The sequence below is a fragment of the Bacillota bacterium genome (assembly GCA_030019365.1).
Taxonomy (GTDB): Bacteria; Bacillota; Sulfobacillia; order JACIYH01; family JACIYH01; genus JACIYH01.
On the sequence record JASEFA010000001.1, the window covers coordinates 362,263 to 381,011 of the forward strand.

Here is an 18,749-nt window from a genome sequence, read left to right on the forward strand (position 1 = left end):
CCTACAGGATTATGCAGATCAGGCCGCCCGTCCCCTCGTTCACGATACGCGTGAGGGTCTCCTGGAGCTTGGCCTGGGCGTGTTCGGGCATGCGGTACAGCTTGCTCTGCATCCCCTCCCGAACCAGTTGCTCCAGGGATTTGCCGAACAGGTGGGCCTGCCAGATCTTGTGGGGTTCGTCCTCGAACTGGACGAGGAGGCTGCGCAGGAGCTCCTCTGATTGCTTCTCCGTGCCGATCACCGGGGTGATCTCGGTGGTCACGTCCGCCCTGATGAGGTGGACGGACGGGGCACTCGCCCGCAACCTGACTCCGAAGCGGTTTCCCTGGCGGATGAGCTGGGGCTCGTCGAACTTCATGTCTTCGAAGCGGGGGGACACCACGCCGTAGCCGGTCTGCCACAGTTCCTGCAGTCCCTCCGCCACCTTGTCGTACTCGCGCCTGGCGTGAGCCAGCTCCTTGATAGCCCGGATGAGGTCGTGCTTGCCCTCCAGGGCGTATCCAGACATCTCGCCCAGCACGCGGTAGAACACCTCTTCCCGGGCGGCTATGGCAACGGCCGCCCTGCCGCTGCCCAGCTCCAGGGCTTCCAGCGTTACATCTGCCACAAAGTCGGCTTCCCGCAGCCGGGCGATGGAGGGGTCCACGTCCCGCACGCGCCTGACCCCGGGGATAACCTCCTCCACCTTCTGGGCAAACTGGCGGTGCAGCCAGTGCTCGCGGCCCAGTTCTTCCACCCACTGGGGCAGCCTCACATTGACTTCGGTGACCGGGAACTCGTAGAGCGCCTGCTCCATGATCAGGTAGACGTCGTCCAGGTCCATGGTGGCCGCATTCACAGGCACAACCGCCACGTCGTACTCGGCCTCCAGTTCCCCCGCCAGCTCCCGGGTGGCCGGGTCGTCAGGGCAGGTGGAGTTGAGGACCACCAGGAAAGGCTTGCCCAGCTCCTTCAGTTCAGCCACCAGTCGCGCCTCCGGCCCGGCGTAGGCCGGTCGGGGCAGGTCCACGATCGAACCGTCGCTGGTTATGACCAGGGCCAGGGTGGAATGCTCGGTCACCACCTTGCGGGTACCCAGTTCGGCCGCCTCCGGGAAGGGGATGGGCTCTTCCACCCAGGGGGTTTGCACCATGCGGGGAAGCCCATCTTCCTCGTACCCCAGGGCTCCCGGGATGGGGTAACCGGGGCAGTCCACCATGCGTACCTCCATGGTGACGTTGTCCCGCAGGGTTACCTGCACAGCCTCGTCGGGGATGAACTTGGGTTCCGTGGTCATTACCAGGCGGCCGGCGCCTGCCTGGGGAAGGGCATCCACCGCTCGCTCGCGCTCGTGGAGATCCTGGATGTGGGGCAGCACCAGGAGTTCCATGAACCGCCGGATGAAGGTGGATTTCCCCGTCCGCACCGGGCCCACCCCGCCGATGTAGATCTCTCCCCCCGTGCGCTCGGCCATATCCCGCAGAATATCAAACTTCTCCATGGCCCTTTTTCCTCCCCGGCACATGATGGCAGGCTGGCGCCTTTCTCCTCCACTATATGCGTCTGCCAGTCCGGGTAGACATCCCTACCCCGGCCGGACGCCAGATCATGCGCAGGGGAGCACCTTCCCACTCAAAGGCTTCGCGCAACCTGGTTTCCAGGTATCGTCGATACGAAGCAGGAACGGCATCGGGGTCGCTGGCCGTCACCACGAAGGTGGGGGGTGCACTGGCCACCTGCTTGAGCGAAGGGATTCGCACCCCACCCGGAGGAGGCGTGCGGGCCACGGCGTCGGCCAGAAACCGTGCCAGAGCGCTGGCAGCCACCTCACGCCGGTAGGCGGCCGCCACCCGGTCCACCGCCCCGAGCAGCCGGGTCAGGCCCCGCCCGGTCCGGGCGGAAACGGCCCAGAGGGGGGCGTAGGCGACGAAAGATAGCCGGGCCGCAGCCCGGGCCATCACCTCGGGGCTCTCGGGGCCGGCAACGAGATCCCACTTGTTGAGGGCCACCACCAGAGCCCTGCCGCTCTCGTGGATGTATCCGGCCAGGCGCTGGTCCTGCTGCACCACGCCCAGAGTGGCGTCTATGACCAGGATGGCCACATGAGCGCGGTCGATGGCGCGCAGGGCGCGCATGACGGCGTAGCGCTCCAGGGTGCGGCCTACCCGATCGGGCCGCCGCACCCCGGCGGTATCGACCAGAACGTAGGCCCGCTCTCCCCGGCGGAGGAGGCAATCCACCGTGTCCCGGGTAGTACCCGGCACCTCGGAGACGATGAGGCGCTTTTCCCCAAGCAGGGCATTGACCAGGGAAGACTTACCTGCGTTGGGACGCCCCACCACCGCTACCCGCACGGCCTGATCTGTCCCCGCCGGCGGTTCGCCGGCGGGGACAGGGAGCAGAGACACCACCCGGTCCAGCAGGTCACCCACCCCGCGACCATGCAGGGCGGAGACGGGCAGGGGATCGCCCAGCCCCAGGCGGTGGAACTCCGCCGCGGCGCCGGCCCGGGCGGCGTTGTCGGCCTTGCCGGCCGCCACCAGCACGGCCTTGCCTGCCCGGCGCAGGAAATCGGCCACTTCCTCGTCCAGGGGGTGCAGCCCCTCGGTTACATCCACCACCAGGATCACCAGGTCGGCTGCGGCCACTGCCGCCTCGGCCTGCTCCCTGACCTCCCGGGCCAGGTCGATGCCCCCCTCGGCCATGCCCCCCGTGTCCACCAGCACCATTTCCCGTCCCGCCCAGTCGGCCTCGGCGTACACGGGATCGCGGGTCACGCCCGGGGTTTCTTCCACGATGGAGCGCCGTTGCCCGATGATGCGGTTGAACAGGGCCGACTTGCCCACGTTGGGCCGCCCCACCAGGGCCACCAAGGGCCTGCTCACCCCTCCCCCACCTCCGCCCGCCCGACCGCGACCCCTTCCCACGGCTCCGCCCCGCGCGCGGAGCCGCCCGCGCGGCAGTCGCGCGCCGCCACCTCCGCTGCCGCCCGCGCCCCCCGCGCCGGGGCGAACCCCAGGGCGGTCCGCCTCAGGGCGGCCGGGCCGGGCGGCACCGCCCATACGGGCACCCCCAGGCTGCCAGCCAGGTCACTTACGCAGCGGTCATCCAGGAAACGGCCCCTGCTGTCCACGGCCACGCCGGGCACCAGCACCACGTCGCCCAGCGTTCCCTGGCGTGGGACCAGCGCCGCCTCCAGGTCAGTACCGGTGAGCAGCCCGGCCACGTCCACTCCCTCGCCCCAAAACGGCGAGGGCACTGCCACCACCTGCACTTCCAGCCCGCCCACGCTGCCCAGGTCTTCCGCCACCGGGCGTAGCAGGGGTGCTGCTGCCCGGCCGGTGGCGATGGTCACCCGGAAGCGGCCGCGGGGGTGCCTGCGGGGAAGGTGAGGCCGCTGCCGGGCCCAACCCCGGAGGAAACCGGCCACCATCCCCACCCCGCTTTCCCACTGGGGAAAATCGTCATAGCTGGAAGCCGGGGGAAGGGGCAGTGCGGCCCGCAGGTACACCTCGTCCGCCAGGTAGAGCACCGCCCGGCCCCACCGGCGCCGCATGCGGGCCTGGTGTGGCTCCGCCCACGCCACCAGGGCCGCCGCGCCCCCCGCGTCCAGGGGCACCAGCCCACGGCGGTGGTAGCGCGTCAGGCCCACGGGCACCACCGCCAGGGAGGCGAGCCCCGGTACCAGGGGCTCGAGGTCCCGCCAGGTGGCCTCCAGCACATCGCCGTCGTTGTACCCGGGACAGAGCACCGCCTGGCCGTGGAAGGTGATCCCTGCCCCCACCAATCGTCTCAGCAGGGGCAGGATTTCCCCGGGCGGCGGGCAGCCGAGCAGCCTTCGCCTGAGCGCGGGGTCGCTGGCATGGATGGAAACCCGCAGGGGGCTGAGCCGCTGCCTTACGATGCGTTCTACGTCGGCGGCGCCCACATTGGTCAGGGTGACGTAGTTACCGTTCAGGAAGGACAGGCGGTAGTCGTCCTCGCGCACGTACAAGGTGGGCCGCAACCCGGGCGGCAGTTGATCCAGGAAGCAGAAGAGGCAGCAGTTCTGGCACCTGCGCACCCCGTCAAAGAGGGGATGCGCGAAACGCAGCCCCAGGTCGTCGTCCCAGGCCTTGTCGGTTTCGATCCGGTACGGCCCCGCCCCCTCCCGCCACAGGTCCAGGGTGACCCTGGGTCCCGCCACCTCGAAGCGGAAATCCAGCCAGTCGCACGGGGACCTGCCGTTGACCGCGAGCAAGCGGTCGCCTGGACGTATCCCCAGGCGCCAGCCCGTACCGCCGTATCCCACCCGCTCGATCGATACTGCGCTGTGCACTCCACCGGCATTATAGCCCAGGCCCGGCCGCAGTCAACCGTCACCGCCCGTCACGGGCCACCTGCGGCGGCTCATGCCTGCGCTGCGGGAGCGGGTGGGGTACACCTGCGGTGGCGTCATGCTGGTTGCTGGGGAACCGGGGGTTCGCCGCGAGCAAGGGGAGCCACCGTGGGCCGCCGGAGTTTCAGCGCCCACAGGACGAGCAGCACCACCCCGGTGGCCAGCGTGGCCACGCCCACCAGGCGCTGGAACGCCAGCACCCCGGACGCCATCGTCTCCAGCCAGGCCCGGGCCGGAAGTCCGGCGAACGCCGGCGGCATCTGCACGGCTGCGCAACGTTGCAGCAGCCACGGCTCCGCCACCACACCGATTCCTGCCACGGTCACGCCGGCCAGCAGGAACACGCAACCCACCCAGGAGGCGCTCACCCGGGAACGTCCACAAGCCAGCCACACCATCAGGGCCAGGAGCACGGCCAGCACCCCGGCCGCCGGAACTGCCAGGGACACGGCCCGCACGACCGGGCGCACCTGCCCGAGGGTGTGCTCAAGCTGGGCCAACTGCGGCGTGGAGGTCCCGGTCAGCTCGTCGGGCACTTTCCGCACGAACTCCTTGAACCCCGCGACCAGACGCGGCTCGGCCCGGGCGGCAGCCAGGAACTGCAACGCCCGTTGCTTGGGCTCGCGCAGGTCGAGGGACAGGCCGAGCGTGTCCGTCCTGGCCCGCAAGTAGGCAAACACTTGATTGACCAGCGCTTCCACCTGGCTCTTCGTCCAGTCGGCGGGCAGTGCGTAAGCCAGGCCCTCATGCACCAGGCGGGACAGCTCCCTCTGCTTGGCGTCGTTGGCGGCCTGGCCGGCCGCCTGCCCGATGAGGGCGTCGGCGACAGCGCCCGGTAGCAGCGACGGCAGGTTCGCCTTCTCGAAGGCACCGGTGTGGAAGGTGGCGCTCAGCGCGGTGCGGTCGATCACCAGCGCCAACTCACCCAGGAGGAGCACGACCAGCAGGGTCCCACAGAGCCCTACCAGGGTGAGCACCCGGGCCACCCGGCGGGGCCACCCGGGAACCACCCACATCACCAGTAACACCAGGAGAATGAAGGCGAAAACCCCGAGGACCATCCCCGCCGGACCCATCGCCACCCGCCCCCCCTTACCAGGCTACGCCGCCCGGCAGCAACCGGTCATCGACCGTCAGGAGATGTCGCTTTGGTCGTGCCTAAGCGCATCATAGCACACGCGCACCCCGGCGGGAAGATCTGCCTTCGCTGGCAGCATTCGTATGGCGTACGACCGGGGGGCTACCCGGTTCCGCCAGGGGACCCGCGGGCCTGCTCCACCACCCGCAGCAGCCGGGGGATATCCCTGGTTATGCCCAGGGCGGCCAGGGTGCGCCCCGGCCGCACCAGGCCCAGCCGCCGCGACGTATAGCCGCCCAGCTTGGTGAGCGGTCCCGCGCAGGCCAGGGTGTCGTGGTTGGCCACCCGTCCGTCCAGGCCCAGAACGCGGAGGAGGGCACCCAGCACCAGGTCCGTTCCCCGGGAGTCCCGGCCCCTGCCCATGGCGTAAACCCGGCGCCCGCGGTCGTCAGTGCCCAGGTAGAGGGGCCACCCCCGTTCCCAGGTCGGGGTGTGGTCGAAGAGGGGAAGGCTGGCCACGTCTCGCCAGGAAGGCCGTTCCGGAAGCTTGCCCAGGTGAATGGCGCCCGCCACCACGGAAGTGTGGGCCCCACCGAAGCAGTGGTACACGACGCAACGGGTGCCGTCGGCCACCGCCTCCACCCCGGGGGGAGGGGGAGGAGCCGGCCGGTTTCCGGGGAGAAGAACCTCCACCCGGCCGGGCGCCAGAATGTGGGCCCAGGCGGAAACCACCCGCGCTGCCAGGGGCAGGTGCCGACCTACCCGCAGAATGAAACCTGGCCTTCCCTGCCCGTCCTCGCCCAGCGGAACCAGGTCACCGGCCGGGCCGGGGCGCAGGTGCAGCACGACCCTCCTATTTCCTGCCATTACCCCGGCCACCGCGCAAGGTCACTTCTCCCAGCCAGCGCTCCAGGCGACGCCGGGCCTCTTCCCAGCTACCCGTGCTCAGCCACAGGTACGCCCCGCCCAGCACACCGGCCAGCCCCAGTATCCACCACAGGGCACGCAGGGCACCCGCCGCCTCTCCGCCCCCTCCCACGGCCGGCCCGACCGCGCCTGCGGCGACGGGGACCGCATCCCCGAGCAGGCTGGCCCCCCGCTGAGCCTGCTCCTGGGTTACCTTCTCCGTCCCCACCTCGATGAGGATGTTGCGCGGATAGGTATCCTGGTTGAACTTCCCGCTCACATAGAGGATGCCCCGTACCAGCCCCGGATACATCCTGTCCGCCACCGCTTTGAGTCGCTCTGCGAAGGAGCTGTTGGCGGAGGTCTGGGGATTCTGCCGGCCAATCACGATCATGACCTGGCTGGTGGGCTGTCCGCCGATGTCGCGCAGGTATTCCTGGGCCGGGCCGGAGTCGCGGTGGACGTCGAAGATGGCCAGGGGACGGGAGCCGGCCAGGGCCACTGCTCCCCGCCGCGAGCGCTCGTAGGCCCTGCCGTCGTGGGGCAAGTAGAGGGACATGTCATGGACGGGGGTGATGCCCTTCTCCTTCAGACGGGAGGCCAGGCTGGCCCCCACCGCGAATACGCCTCCCCTGCCCTCCACGCTGGCCGCACCCTGGGAAGGCTCATAAGACTCGTCACTGTGGGTGTGATAGATGCCGACTACCCTCTGGGGAGCCTGCACGGGTTGCCCGGCGGAAACACGGGCCAGAAAGGTCCCCAGCTTCTCCCGCCAGTTGCCCGGGCGCGGGGGGAAGGAGAGGTGCCCGGTGGCGGGCGGGTAAGTGCCGAGGGCCCTGGCGACGGCCTCCTCATCGGCCGGGGTGAGCAGCGCACCCAGGTCTTCCTCACCGATCAGGCGGACCACCGCCCGCCGGTTGATCACCCGCACCACCCGGTAGCGACGGTTGTCGGCCGCCAAAAGCTCATCTCCGGGCCTCAAGACCAACCCCGTGGTCATGAGGTGCTGCCCGCCTTCGTCCACCACGGTCATGTAGGCGGGCGGTGCCAGCTCTTCCTCGGCCCGGACCGGGCGGGCGTCCACGACCCCCCACACAAGGAGCAGGGCCAGGCAGATCAGGAGTACCGGTCTCCTCATCGTTGCTCCCCCTCCTCGCCCGCGCCACCAGGTGGGGACCGGTCGCCCGGCCCCGGGGAGGGTGGGGCCGATGGGGGGCGTGGGGCTACCCTCTCCCGCAGCTCGCCGGCCAGCTCGGCCAGCGCGACGGCCAGCAGGGCCGCGATCACCACGGCGTCGAAGGCTCCTGCTCCTCCCACCCAGGTGCGGGTGGGATAGGGGCGCGCAAACCCCTCCACCCAGTGACCCAGGTCAGCCAGGATGGTACCGGTTGCCCCGGCGGCAAAGGCCGCCCGCCGGGACCGCCCGGCCAGGTAGGCTATGAGGCCGGCCACCGGACCGAATACGTAGGCGGGATCGATCCACATGGTCTGCTCCTCGGGAGGGAGTATCCGACCCAGGAGATACACCGCACCGCCTGCCAGCAGGGCTGCCAGGGTGCCGCGCCCCCGCTCCCCGGTGGTGTCGGTGGTGGCCAGGAGATACACGCTGATCCCGAGGGGAACCAGGCCGCCGCCCACGTTGATCACCAGTTCCCGCGGAGGTGGTACCAGGCGGAAATTGACCAGGCTGCCTGCCGCCATCACCAGCAGAACGACCAGGGCGGCGCGGTCACTCAGGCGCATGCGGTCCAGCACCCGGTGACCGGCCCCCAGGTAGATCAGCACCGCAACCGCGAGCAAAAGTACAGATCCCCAGGGCACGTACGACCCCTCCCCGGTCTTGGGCAAAGGTAGCTTGCCCGGCCGGGAAAGGGGCTATGCCGGCAATGAGAAGCCCCCGGCTCTGGTTTCCGGGGGCAACCCTGGCACCGGCCCAAACGGCAGGCTAATGGTTTTCTCTGTTGTTCAGCACTTCGCTCACGGCCGTGCTGAGGGGACCCGAGTTTCCCGCGGTGAGAAAGCGCTTGATCTCGGCCCGCTCCTGGTCCTGGAGCACCTGGCGCAGGGACAGGCCTATGCGCCGGTCGTGCGGGCGCATCCGCAGGATCTTGACCTTGACCTCCTCGCCCACGTTGAGGACTTCATCGGCCCGGGACACCCGGTCGCTGGACAGCTCGGACAGGTGCACCAGCCCTTCCACGCCGGGCTCCAGTTCCACGAAGGCTCCGAATGGGGCCAGCCTGGTCACCCGGCCCGTCACCACGTTCCCCACCGGGTACCGCTCCTGCACCGTCTGCCAGGGATCGGGGACCGTCTGCTTGAGCCCGAGCGAGATCTTGCCCTTCTCGCGGTCGAGACGGAGCACCATCACGTTGACCTCCTGGCCCTCGCGGAGCACCTCGGAAGGGTGGTTCACCCGTCCCCACGACATTTCGGAGACGTGCAGCAGCCCGTCCACCCCGCCCACGTCGATGAAGGCGCCGAAGTCGGTGATGCTCTTCACGATGCCGCTCCTGACCTGCCCTTCGGCAATGGTGGACCAGGTTTCCTCCCGCCTGCACCGGCGCTCCTCCTCGAGCACCACGCGCTGGGAAAGGATGCAGCGGCCCTTGCCCCTGTCCAGCTCGATCACTTTCAGGCGCAGCTTCTTCCCCGCGTACCTGCCCAGGTCCTGCACGTAACCCCGCTCGATCTGGGAGGCAGGAACGAAGCCCCGCAAGCCCACGTCCACCACCAGGCCGCCCTTGACTTCCTGGATTACTTCGGCCTCGACCACCTGGCCTTCCTGGCGCACCTGCTTGAGCTGCTCCCAGGCCAGGATCTCGTCAGCCCGCTTCTTGGAGAGCTTCAGGATCTGCTCCTGGTTGTCGACGGAGAGCACGTACACGGTTATCTCGTCCCCGGGGCGTACGATCTCGTCGGGCGAAGTGAAGCGCCGCCGGGCCAGCTCTCCCAGCGGAATCACGCCCTCGGACTTGTATCCCACGTCCACCACCACGCCCTGGGGTGTCACCTCCAGCACCCGTCCCTGTACCAGGTCCCCGGGCTGTATGAGGCCGAGGCTCTGCTCCAGGAGGCTGACGTCCGACTCCGGCACTGCGGACTCCGGGGTCTCGTCGCCGCTCTCTGCCACCGGTGCCTCGTCCGCGGCGGGGACGGCGCTCTCCTCCACCACCGGTGCCTCGTCCGCGGCGGGGACGGCGCTCTCCTCCACCACCGGTGCCTCGTCCGCGGCGGGGACGGCACTCTCCTCCACCACCGGTGCCTCGTCCGCGGCGGGGACGGCACTCTCCTCCACCACCGGTGCCTCGTCCGCGGCGGGGACGGCGCTCTCCTCCACCGGGAGCGCCTGATCCTCCCCGGGAAGGGCCTCCGCCTCAGCGGCCCTGGTCTCCTCCTCCGGTGGTGCCACCTGGGGTGCCACCACGGCCTCGGTCACCACGGCATCCAGAGCAGCCGCCTCCTCCGACGCCTCTTCCAGATCTCTGCGACCCTCCAACTCGCTGCGATCCTCCCCACCTAGCTCCTGCACCTTGGCCACGACCTCCTTTATGACCCATTCCGGGGTAGAAGCCCCAGCAACGATGCCCACCGTGCCAACCCCTTCCAGCCACCGGGGTTGGAGATCCTCCGCCCTTTCCACCAGGCGAGCGGGGCAACCCTCTGCGCGCGCGATCTCGAGCAGGCGCCGGGTGTTGGCGCTATTGCAGTCGCCCACCACCAGGACCAGATCGGCTTCCCGGGCCACCTCCCGGGTGGCCTGCTGGCGCTGGGTGGTGGCCGTGCAGATGGTGTCGGCTACCCTCAACTCGTCGCACCGCTCCCCCAGTGCAGCGGCAACCTGCTCCAGCATCTCCCGGGGAAGAGTGGTCTGGGCCACCACCCCCACCCGCCCGGCAGGACTGAGATGGTCGACCTCTTCCAGGTCGCGCACCACCCGGGCCTGCCCTCCCAGCCATTCCACCAGGGCCCGGATCTCGGGATGGGAGGGGTCACCCACCACCACCACCTGGTAGCCCTGGTCGGCCAGGCGCTGCGCTTCCTCGCGGGCGCGCCTCACGAACGGGCAGGTGGCATCCAGCACTCTCAGCCCCCGGCACTGAGCTTCCTCGTATGACGAGGGGCCCGCGCCGTGGGTGCGGAAGATCACGGTCTCCAGAGCATCGTCGAGGGACGAAACGCACCGGACGCCGGCCGCCTCCAGCTCGGCGACCACCCGCCGGTTATGGATAAGGGGCCCGAGAGTGGCCAGCGGGCCTTTCCCCGCCGCCTCCCGGGCCATGTGCACCGCTCTTTCCACCCCGAAACAGAAGCCAAAGTGCCTAGCCAGCAGTACCCTCACGACGCTTGCCTGCCTCGCTTGAAATAGAGCCTTCCAGCAACCCGGCTATCGCCCGGGCCATCTCGTCCCGGACCGCCCTCACCTTCTCCCTGGTGGGATTGGTATCCCGGCCGAGGTAGAGGGGCTTTCCGATACGGACGTGCAGCGGCTGAAACAGCCGGTAGGGACCGACGATGGCCATGGGTACCACCGCTGCCCCCGTGCGCAGCGCCAGCTTGGCTCCTCCGGTGCGCAGGGGCCCCAGCTGGCCGGTGCGGCTCCTGGTCCCTTCAGGGAACACGCCCACCGCCCGCCCCTGCTCCAGCAGTTGCAGGGACCTGCGCACGGTGGAGAGGTCTGCCCGCTGGCGGTCGACCGGATACGCGCCCAGGGCGGCGATGACGCTGCGCAGCACCGGTATCCGCCAGAGCTCCCGCTTGGCCATGAAGTACACCTGCCGGGTGGCGGCACATCCCACCACGGGTGGATCCCATGCGCTCAGGTGGTTGCAGCAGAACAGAACCGGCCCCTGGGGAGGGATGTGCTGCCGCCCCTCCACCTTCCAGAAGAACAGCACCTTGAGGACCGCCGTGACCAGATACCGCGCCAGCCGGTAGGCCAGGGTTACCCGTCCTGACACAGCCGCAACACCGCCTCCACTGTGTCTTCTATGCCCAGCCCGGTGGTATCGATCACCACTGCGTCCTCCACCACCGTCAGAGGAGCCAATCCCCGCCGGGTGTCGGCCTCGTCCCGGGATGCCAGGTTTTCCCGGACCTCCTCCAGGGACACCGCGTACCCCAGCTCCCTGAGCTCCTGCCACCTCCGCCTCGCCCGCTCCCCGAGGGAAGCCGTAAGGAAAACCTTTGGATCGGCATCGGGAACAACGCAGCTGCCTGTGTCGCGACCCTCCAGGACCGCTCCTCCAGCCCTGGCCAGATCCCGCATGCGCCGGGTGAGGATATCCCGCACCGCGCGCGATCGTGCCACCCGGCTGACGGCCGCGGAGACCGCAGGCCCGCGAATGACGGAGGCGACGTCTTCCCCGTCCAGGAGTACGTGGCCTGTGCCGGGTTGCACAGAAATGCACGAGCCGGCGGCCAGCTGTGCCAGGGCACCCTCGTCGTCCAGGTCCACTCCTGCGCGCAAAGCCTTCAAGGTGAGGGCCCGGTACATTCCCCCGGTATCGATGTAGACCAATCCCAGCCTGGCCGCTACCCGCTGCGCCACCGTGCTCTTTCCCGCCCCCGCCGGCCCATCGATGGCAACAATCCGCACCCGGCGGCTTGTTTTGCCTTCCCTTTCGACAATGAACTGCTCTTTCCCTTTTTCGCTCTTCATACAGCCCCGCCCGCCAGCCACCCTTTTCCCCGCCCTCACCCGGCCAGGCGCAGACCCGCGCGCCGCGCTGTTTCGAGGCCCGCCACGTACTCCTTCGTCGTGACCGGCCGGGCCAACTCTTCCGTTTCCCGGGCCCGATAGCACGGCCGGTACTGTCCCATGATATTCACGTAGGTGCGGGGCGAAATGTCTTCCGCCAGGAAGCGGACCACCTCCTCGGTCCCCGCCAGGCCGCGGGGCAGGATCAGGTGGCGGACGATGAGTCCTCTCCTGGCCAACCCCTGGTCCATCACCAGGTCGCCCACCTGGCGGTGCATCTCCCGCACGGCCTCCCGGTTACGCTCGGGATAGTCGGATACGCCCGACAACCGCCTGCCCACTTCCGCATCAGAGTATTTCATATCGGGCATGTAGATGTCCACTATGCCGTCGAGGAGACGTAAGGTGGAGACAGCATCGTATCCCCCGGTATTGTACACCAGCGGCAGGGCAAGGCCCTGTTCAGCCGCTATGGCTAGGGCGGAAAGGATCTGGGGCACCACGTGACTGGGGCTGACCAGGTTGACGTTATGGCACCCCCGCTGCTGGAGGGTGAGCATCATCTGTGCCAGCTCCAGGTCGCCTACTTCGCGACCCTCTCCCTCCTGGCTGATCTGGTAGTTTTGACAGTAGATGCAGCGCAGGTTGCACCACGCGAAGAATATCGTGCCAGACCCCCGCCATCCCGTGAGAGGAGGTTCCTCCCCGAAGTGTGGTCCATAGCTGGACACCACGGCCCGCCCTGCCGTCCGGCACACCCCTGCCTCCCCATGCCGTCGCCGGACCCCGCACTCCCGCGGGCAGAGACGGCAGGGGTCGGCCAGTTCCCAGGCTGCCTCGGCCCGCGCCCTTATCAACCCCGGACCGTGCCGCCTGTACGCCGGGCCACTTGCCGGCAAGACACCACCCCCCACACCGTAGAGTGCGCAGCTCACCCTGTCCGGTAGCCACACTCAAACCGGCGGGCTAGTGTCCTTTGAGACCCAGAACCAGGCCCAGGAGCAACCCCAGGAGGAACGTCCCGGCGGTGACGGCCAGGAACAGGCCGGGCCGGGCAAAGGGATTCCACTGCCGCCCCCGCGGCCGCCGGGGCGCACGGGATGAAGGCGGTCGCCGGGGCATGCGGGACGACGCCGCCGGCCGGGTCCGGTCGCGAGTCGCGTCGGGCCGGCGGGCGCCGCGGGCCCGCGGGGGTGCCGGGAATACCCGGGTAGGTTCGGCCCCGTCCCTGCCTTTCACAGAATCTTCTGCAGCCGGGTGCCGGGGGTGATGCCCGGGATGCGACCCCGCTTGGCTATCGGCTGCCCGGCAACCTCCTTCAGGTCCAGGGTCATGTCGATGGGTCTGGTCCCGGAGATGTAGCTGCCCACCCCGAAGGCATCCGCCCCTGCCTCGGCCAGCAGGGCGATGCGCGCCGGGTCAAGCCCGCCCGAGACGAAGATCTTCACATGGGAGAATCCGGCCTGGTCCAGTCGCTGCCTGACCTCCCGCACCAGGTCCGGTGTCACCCCGCCCCGTTCCGCCGGAGTATCCAGCCTGACGCCATTCAGGGCAGGACCGAGAGCCTGTGCCACCCGCAGGGCCTCCTCGGCCTCGTCCTTGAAGGTGTCCACCAGGATGATGCGGGGCGCGTCGGCAGGCATGTAGCGGTCGTAAGCCCGGGCCACCTCCACCGTGTCGCCCGCGATCAGGATGGCCGCGTGGGGTATGGTACCGGAAGGGAGTCTCCCGGCCAGCCGGGCGGCCATGATGCAGCTGGCTCCGCCGGCACCGCCCACCAGCGCTGCCCGCTCCATCACCGGTGCCACCGCGGGATGGACGTGCCGGGCCCCGAAACAGATCACCAGCCTGTCCCCGGCCGCCTTCCGGCACTCGCGGGCGGCTGTGGCCCAGGCGCAGCTGGATGCCAGAATGCCCAGCAGGGCGGTTTCCAGCAATCCGAACTCCACGTATGGACCGGCGATGCGCATCACCACTTCCTTCCCGCCGAACTCCTCTCCCTCGGGTAGAGCCCAGACTCCCACCTTGCGGCCGGCCAGGAGTTGCTGGCATTCCGGAACCCCGGCCATTACCCCGGCCCGGCTGGTGAAAATCTCGGCCACTACCGGGGTGTCGAGCCTGCCCAGGCGCTCCAGGATCTCGTACGTCCGCAGGAAGTAGATGTCGGTGGTGGCCCCTCTGGCCACTTCGTCGGGGGTGGCCGAATACAGAAGGCGGGGCCCAGGATCATAATTTGGCACTTCGGATAGGCGCATGAATGGCGGTCTCACAGCACGCGCACCCCCAGCACTTTCTCCATCTGCCCCAAAGCCCATCGGTGGGCTTCGGGATCGAAAGAAGCCACCTTGTCCGCAGGCACCTCTACCCGGTAACCCCGCATGCGCGCATCGGCGGCCGTGTAAAGCACGCAGATGTTGGTGCATACCCCGACCAGGCGTAGCCGGTCGACCTCGAGCTCGCGCAGGCTGAGATCGAGGTCGGTGCCGAAGAACCCGCTGAAACGCCGCTTGGCTGTGATCCGATCATCCGGACGTGGCGCAAGGGCCGCAACCACCTCGGCTCCCGGGGTGCCCTCGACGCAGTGGGGCGGAAACATGGCGAACTCGGGATCATCGGGCCGGTGGCGATCGCACACGTAGATCACGGGAGCTCCTTCCCGGCGTGCCTGCTGGATTTCTGCTGCCACAGGCTCGACCAGGGCGGATGCGGCCGGACCGCAGTACAGGCTGCCTTCCTCCGCCACAAAGTCCCGCAACATGTCGATTACCACCAGGGCTCGCCTCTCCATCCGCTCACCCCCCGCGCCTTGATATTCGCCTCTGCACAGGGCTTTCCTCCCGCGCCACCGCCCGGCGCAGGGCGGCCACTTCCCGCTCGGACAGGAACCGGAAGCGTCCCGGGGGGAGACGCCCGAGGCGGAGCGGCCCCATGCCGATGCGCACCAGGCGCAGGACGGGGTGCCCGACCGCTTCCGTCATCAGCTTGACCTGGTGGTATCTGCCCTCCCGGACGGTGATCTCCAGCCAGGCATCCCCCACCTCTTTGCCTGCCACGCGCACATCGGCCGGGGCTGTGCGCCTGCCCGCCACCTGGACGCCCCGGCGCAGCCGCACAAGCGCCCTGGGCGAGGGCATCCCCCGTACCAGGGCGCGGTACGTGCGGGCCACCCCGAAGCGGGGATGAGTGAGACGGAATGCCAGGGCCCCATCGTTGGTGAGCAGGAGCAACCCGGAGGTGTCCCAGTCCAGCCTGCCCACCGGATACACCCGGGTATCGCAGGGCACCAGGTCCAGCACCGTGGGCCTTCCCAGGGGGTCCTGCACCGTGCTCACGTACCCGGGTGGCTTGTGCAACAGGATGTAAACATGCTCCTGGGGGTGCACCTGGTGGCCGTCCACCGTCACCCGATCCCCGGCGGCGTCCACCGTGGTGGCCGGGTCGGTGGTCACCCGGCCGTTAACCTCCACCCTCCCCGCCCGGATCAGTTCCTCGCACCTGCGCCGCGCCCCCAGGCCGCAACGGGCCAGGTAGCGGTTCAGCCTTTCCCTGGGTCCCAAACAAGCCCTCCTCCACCGCCCGCCACAGCTCTGCGGCACCATCGTGACGGACATCCACTGCCGGCACGCGCCCGCCGGCAGCGGCCGCCACGCGGGACCGGAGATCGTGCGCATCTACGAAAGCCGCCGCGAAACGGCCCGGCCCGAGCGGCTGCGGGTAATAGGGGCTGACCGTCACCGCCAGTATAGCAGGGCCGCTCCCCACTGCCAAACCCACACCCAGGCTCCCCAGATGTCCCAGCACCGTCATAACCTGCGGGGGCGAGCCTGCGAGGAGGAGCTGTACGGGGTGGGCGAACACAATCCTCCCCCCGTGTGGCCGGGCGTCAGCGAGCAGGCCGGCCAGACTGGCCAGGGCCGGCAGGGTTACCACCCCGGGAACCAGGATTTGTTCGCCTGCGCTCAGGTACCGGACCGCCTGGCGGCAGTCTGATTCCGATTGCAGGTGATGCAGCCAGCGCCCCCGCAATGGGCTGCGGGGCAGGGAAAACACTTGGACAATGGCCCCGGTCTCCCGGGCCAGAACGTCCGGGTCGCGGGAGCGGGCCGCCCCCGTGGATATCACCACGCCGCTCGCCCCTGCCAGGGGCGAGAGCCGACCGAAGGCTCCGTCCACCAGCACCAGATCCGGACCCGCAGCGGCAAGGAGACGGCACAGGCGGCGCAGGCCGCGCCGGTATGCCGGCCCCGCCAGGATGACCCGCCCGGGAGAAGTCACCTGGGCCAGCACCAGCGGGCCCAGCGCCGTGGCGGTCCCGCAGTCGGCCAGGAGCTCCCATCCCAGAGGGGATTTCTCCAGGCAGGGGCGGGCGCTCGCCACCAGGTCTCCCGGGTGCACCTCGACCCGCGGCTTGGGAAGGCCGGTAAGGTTGTCCAGTTCTTCCCCGTCGTACCCTATGCTGGTCAGGGCCACCCCGTACCCGCGTGCCCGCGCCTCGTGCAGGATGGCGGTGAGAGCGGTGGTCTTGCCCGCGTTCTTGGCGGTGCCCACGCACCCCAGCACCGGCGGGCCCATCTACGCCGACCCCACCCGGGACACACCGCTGCCGCCGGACCGGGAGACGGTGCCCCTGCCCGCCCGGCCGGGATTGCCCCCCTCCTCGCGGCTGCCGAACACACCCGCGTAGAGGGCGTCGCAGAACGAAGGATGGTCGAGGGCCGTCTCCAGGGTGGCGGCCACGCCCCCCAGCAGCTCCTCGGCCAGGCGTTCTGCCCTGGCCGTCGGAGAGACGGCTGCCTCTCCCAGGAAGCGGAATGCCTCCCCCACCGCGCGCAGGGAATCCACCCGGGCCGCTGCGCTGATGGGGCCGCGGGAGTAGGCTTCGTCTGTGGAGGCGATGGTGATGGCATCCACGCCCAGGGAGGCGGCCAGGCCGGCATGGAGGGCCGTGGTCACCCCTGACTGCACCCGTTCCTCGGTGTGGGTGAGGAACCCGATGGGGGCTCCCGGCCACACCGGGGCGTCGATGATGCGCCGGAGGGCAATCACCTTGGCCGCATTCCAGTCCACGTAGTCGCGGTCCATGTACCCTTCCAGCATGGCCTCGGGAGAGTAGCAGAACAGGGGCTGCAGGATGGGCCGTGCCCCCAGTTCCAGGCCCGTCGCCACCACCACCAGCATGCCGGCGATGGCCTTGTGGGCCGGCACCCCGCCCAGCTCCTCGTTGGTCACCACGTCAAAGGGCAGGCCGTAGGAGGCAGCCAGACGCATAGCAGAAAGGGCATCCACCAGGAGCCGCTCCGGGTCCGTTCCCCCGCCCAGAGAACCGTATACGGGGTTGATCTTGGTCAGGTCGGCGCCGGTGATAGCAGCCCACACCACCGTCTCAGGGGTGTTCAGCCCGCGATGGGCGCGCACCTGCCAGAGCAGGTGGGTGCCGGCTGCCTGCCGGAAGAAGCGCAGGTTCTCAGGGGTATAGAAAGTGCCGTCCGCACTCCAGGAGAGCAAACCGCGGGGCAGCCCCTCATGGCGGGCACTCCAGGCGGGATCGAAATGGACGGTGCCCTGGGCGCCCCACCGGGTGGCCACCACCGCGTGCAGGGCGTCCATGATGGGGCACCCGGTACCGTACTGCACGAATACCACGGGACGGCGGTCGGGGGTTCTAACCAGCGGATGCCACCCTCTGCCCCTCGCCAGGACTTCCAGGGCCCGCTCCCCTTCCTCGGGGCCGATAAGCCGGCAGTGAGAGGGCAGTTCCCCCTGCCTCATGGCCGCCACTTCCGGGCTGCAAAGCTGGAGGTATTCCTCCTCGAGATGCCTGAGATCGGAGCCGCCGGCCCGGGCCATGGCCTGCACCAGGGCAGCCCGCCGGGTTCCCGGGGTGGTGGCACCCTCACCCCAGGCGATGAACCCGCGGGCCAGCTCCCGGGCCAGATCCCCAATGGGCGCGTCCTTCCACCCGTAACCGTAGCCGGCACACAGGCCGGGTTTCTGGAGGGTCAGAGCCTCCTCTCCGGCCGTCAGGGGCGTCCCTTCCACAAAGGCGACTGCCGCCTGCGGGGGTGTCCCCGGGCCGAACCCGGCATCGTACCCCATCTCGGCGGCCAGCTCCGGCCGCACGGCCATCCCACCCACGGCCACCCGCATGCGTGGCCTGAGACCGGCTCCGTCCAGGAGGTCGGCCAGCCGGGCCAGCAGCTCCGCCGCCTCGTATCCCACCGTGCGGCTGACCAGCAGGGCATCGGGGTGCTCGGCCAGAGCGGCCCGGGTCACCTCTTCCGGGGTGAGGTCAGGGGAGAGCAGGGTTACCCGGTGACCCTGCCCCTCGAGCTGTTTCTTGATGAGCTTGAGGCCCACGTCGTGCACGGGGTCCAGGGGCGCCAGCAGGACCCGCTTACCCGGCATGGGGCACCACCCTCTTCAGCCAGCCGTAGGTCCCGCCGGGCCGGTGTACGTAGGCACGCAGTCGCACCCTGGCCCCCAGGCCCCGGTACTGCAGCGAAATCACGTCGCACTCCGGGAGGCCCAGCTCCTCCATCAGAGCGCGCGCCAACCGGAGGCACTCTTCTTCGGTTTGCCCCAGCAAAAACGTTTCCACGTCGATGGCATCGGCCACCCGGTCCAGCGCCTCTCCCATTTGTCCGCCTCCACCTCATCACTGATGACCAGCCCCGCCTGTGGCTCCCTGGCACCGACTGAGTTGCGCC

Annotated in this window: 18 protein-coding genes; all 18 read right to left on the reverse strand. The window is 69.4% G+C overall.

Going from position 1 to position 18,749, the window contains the following annotated elements:
• Window position 1: 1 nt before the first annotated feature.
• The 18 genes from spoIVA to QME70_01760 all read right to left on the reverse strand — a co-directional run bounded on the left by spoIVA (window position 2) and on the right by QME70_01760 (window position 18,679).
• Entirely contained in the window at window positions 2–1,480 is a 1,479-nt protein-coding gene (spoIVA, locus tag QME70_01675) for a stage IV sporulation protein A (protein MDI6893319.1), read from the reverse strand.
• 52 nt (window positions 1,481–1,532) lie between these two features.
• Entirely contained in the window at window positions 1,533–2,864 is a 1,332-nt protein-coding gene (der, locus tag QME70_01680) for a ribosome biogenesis GTPase Der (GenBank protein MDI6893320.1), read from the reverse strand.
• Window positions 2,861–4,297 (reverse strand): DUF512 domain-containing protein, encoded by a 1,437-nt coding sequence (locus QME70_01685; protein ID MDI6893321.1) that lies wholly within the window; start codon window positions 4,295–4,297, stop codon window positions 2,861–2,863. The genes der and QME70_01685 overlap by 4 nt, the downstream gene beginning before the upstream one ends.
• A 116-nt stretch (window positions 4,298–4,413) precedes the next feature.
• Window positions 4,414–5,433: a hypothetical protein gene (locus QME70_01690; protein MDI6893322.1), complete on the reverse strand. Its 1,020-nt coding sequence runs from the start codon at window positions 5,431–5,433 to the stop codon at window positions 4,414–4,416.
• A gap of 164 nt (window positions 5,434–5,597) precedes the next feature.
• Window positions 5,598–6,302, reverse strand: a complete 705-nt coding sequence (locus tag QME70_01695) for a DUF3189 family protein (GenBank protein ID MDI6893323.1) — start codon at window positions 6,300–6,302, stop codon at window positions 5,598–5,600.
• Window positions 6,289–7,479, reverse strand: a complete 1,191-nt coding sequence (locus QME70_01700; GenBank protein MDI6893324.1) for a stage II sporulation protein P — start codon at window positions 7,477–7,479, stop codon at window positions 6,289–6,291. Before QME70_01700 ends, QME70_01695 begins: the two co-directional genes overlap by 14 nt.
• Window positions 7,476–8,162, reverse strand: a complete 687-nt coding sequence (locus QME70_01705; GenBank protein MDI6893325.1) for a DUF1614 domain-containing protein — start codon at window positions 8,160–8,162, stop codon at window positions 7,476–7,478. Before QME70_01705 ends, QME70_01700 begins: the two co-directional genes overlap by 4 nt.
• Window positions 8,163–8,286: 124 nt before the next feature.
• Entirely contained in the window at window positions 8,287–10,683 is a 2,397-nt protein-coding gene (locus tag QME70_01710; GenBank protein MDI6893326.1) for a bifunctional 4-hydroxy-3-methylbut-2-enyl diphosphate reductase/30S ribosomal protein S1, read from the reverse strand.
• Entirely contained in the window at window positions 10,664–11,302 is a 639-nt protein-coding gene (locus tag QME70_01715; protein MDI6893327.1) for a lysophospholipid acyltransferase family protein, read from the reverse strand. Before QME70_01715 ends, QME70_01710 begins: the two co-directional genes overlap by 20 nt.
• The gene (gene cmk, locus QME70_01720) at window positions 11,287–12,003 is read right to left on the reverse strand and encodes a (d)CMP kinase (protein MDI6893328.1); all 717 of its coding nucleotides are present in this window, start codon (window positions 12,001–12,003) and stop codon (window positions 11,287–11,289) included. Before cmk ends, QME70_01715 begins: the two co-directional genes overlap by 16 nt.
• A 35-nt stretch (window positions 12,004–12,038) precedes the next feature.
• Window positions 12,039–12,941 (reverse strand): radical SAM protein, encoded by a 903-nt coding sequence (locus QME70_01725; GenBank protein MDI6893329.1) that lies wholly within the window; start codon window positions 12,939–12,941, stop codon window positions 12,039–12,041.
• Window positions 12,942–13,008: 67 nt separating this feature from the next.
• Window positions 13,009–13,281 carry a hypothetical protein gene (locus QME70_01730; GenBank protein ID MDI6893330.1) on the reverse strand — a complete coding sequence of 91 codons (273 nt, stop codon included), beginning with the start codon at window positions 13,279–13,281 and terminating at the stop codon, window positions 13,009–13,011.
• On the reverse strand, window positions 13,278–14,297 hold the full coding sequence (locus QME70_01735; protein MDI6893331.1) for a nicotinate phosphoribosyltransferase: 1,020 nt from the start codon (window positions 14,295–14,297) through the stop codon (window positions 13,278–13,280). Before QME70_01735 ends, QME70_01730 begins: the two co-directional genes overlap by 4 nt.
• 11 nt (window positions 14,298–14,308) lie before the next feature.
• Entirely contained in the window at window positions 14,309–14,830 is a 522-nt protein-coding gene (locus tag QME70_01740; protein MDI6893332.1) for an isochorismatase family cysteine hydrolase, read from the reverse strand.
• A gap of 4 nt (window positions 14,831–14,834) precedes the next feature.
• Window positions 14,835–15,599 carry a pseudouridine synthase gene (locus tag QME70_01745; GenBank protein ID MDI6893333.1) on the reverse strand — a complete coding sequence of 255 codons (765 nt, stop codon included), beginning with the start codon at window positions 15,597–15,599 and terminating at the stop codon, window positions 14,835–14,837.
• Window positions 15,499–16,614: a hypothetical protein gene (locus tag QME70_01750; protein ID MDI6893334.1), complete on the reverse strand. Its 1,116-nt coding sequence runs from the start codon at window positions 16,612–16,614 to the stop codon at window positions 15,499–15,501. The genes QME70_01745 and QME70_01750 overlap by 101 nt, the downstream gene beginning before the upstream one ends.
• The gene (locus QME70_01755; protein MDI6893335.1) at window positions 16,615–18,447 is read right to left on the reverse strand and encodes a cobalamin B12-binding domain-containing protein; all 1,833 of its coding nucleotides are present in this window, start codon (window positions 18,445–18,447) and stop codon (window positions 16,615–16,617) included.
• Window positions 18,437–18,679 carry a hypothetical protein gene (locus tag QME70_01760; protein ID MDI6893336.1) on the reverse strand — a complete coding sequence of 81 codons (243 nt, stop codon included), beginning with the start codon at window positions 18,677–18,679 and terminating at the stop codon, window positions 18,437–18,439. Before QME70_01760 ends, QME70_01755 begins: the two co-directional genes overlap by 11 nt.
• Window positions 18,680–18,749 lie beyond the last annotated feature (70 nt).

Excerpts from the sequence above, each read along its gene's own strand:
- spoIVA (MDI6893319.1), bottom strand. The coding sequence starts at position 1,480 with ATGGAGAAGTTTGATATTCTGCGGGATATGGCCGAGCGCACGGGGGGA.
- QME70_01690 (MDI6893322.1), bottom strand. The coding sequence starts at position 5,433 with ATGGGTCCGGCGGGGATGGTCCTCGGGGTTTTCGCCTTCATTCTCCTG.
- QME70_01695 (MDI6893323.1), bottom strand. The coding sequence starts at position 6,302 with ATGGCAGGAAATAGGAGGGTCGTGCTGCACCTGCGCCCCGGCCCGGCC.
- QME70_01700 (MDI6893324.1), bottom strand. The coding sequence starts at position 7,479 with ATGAGGAGACCGGTACTCCTGATCTGCCTGGCCCTGCTCCTTGTGTGG.
- cmk (MDI6893328.1), bottom strand. The coding sequence starts at position 12,003 with ATGAAGAGCGAAAAAGGGAAAGAGCAGTTCATTGTCGAAAGGGAAGGC.
- QME70_01735 (MDI6893331.1), bottom strand. The coding sequence starts at position 14,297 with ATGCGCCTATCCGAAGTGCCAAATTATGATCCTGGGCCCCGCCTTCTG.
- QME70_01740 (MDI6893332.1), bottom strand. The coding sequence starts at position 14,830 with ATGGAGAGGCGAGCCCTGGTGGTAATCGACATGTTGCGGGACTTTGTG.
- QME70_01750 (MDI6893334.1), bottom strand. The coding sequence starts at position 16,614 with ATGGGCCCGCCGGTGCTGGGGTGCGTGGGCACCGCCAAGAACGCGGGC.
- QME70_01755 (MDI6893335.1), bottom strand. The coding sequence starts at position 18,447 with ATGCCGGGTAAGCGGGTCCTGCTGGCGCCCCTGGACCCCGTGCACGAC.
- QME70_01760 (MDI6893336.1), bottom strand. The coding sequence starts at position 18,679 with ATGGGAGAGGCGCTGGACCGGGTGGCCGATGCCATCGACGTGGAAACG.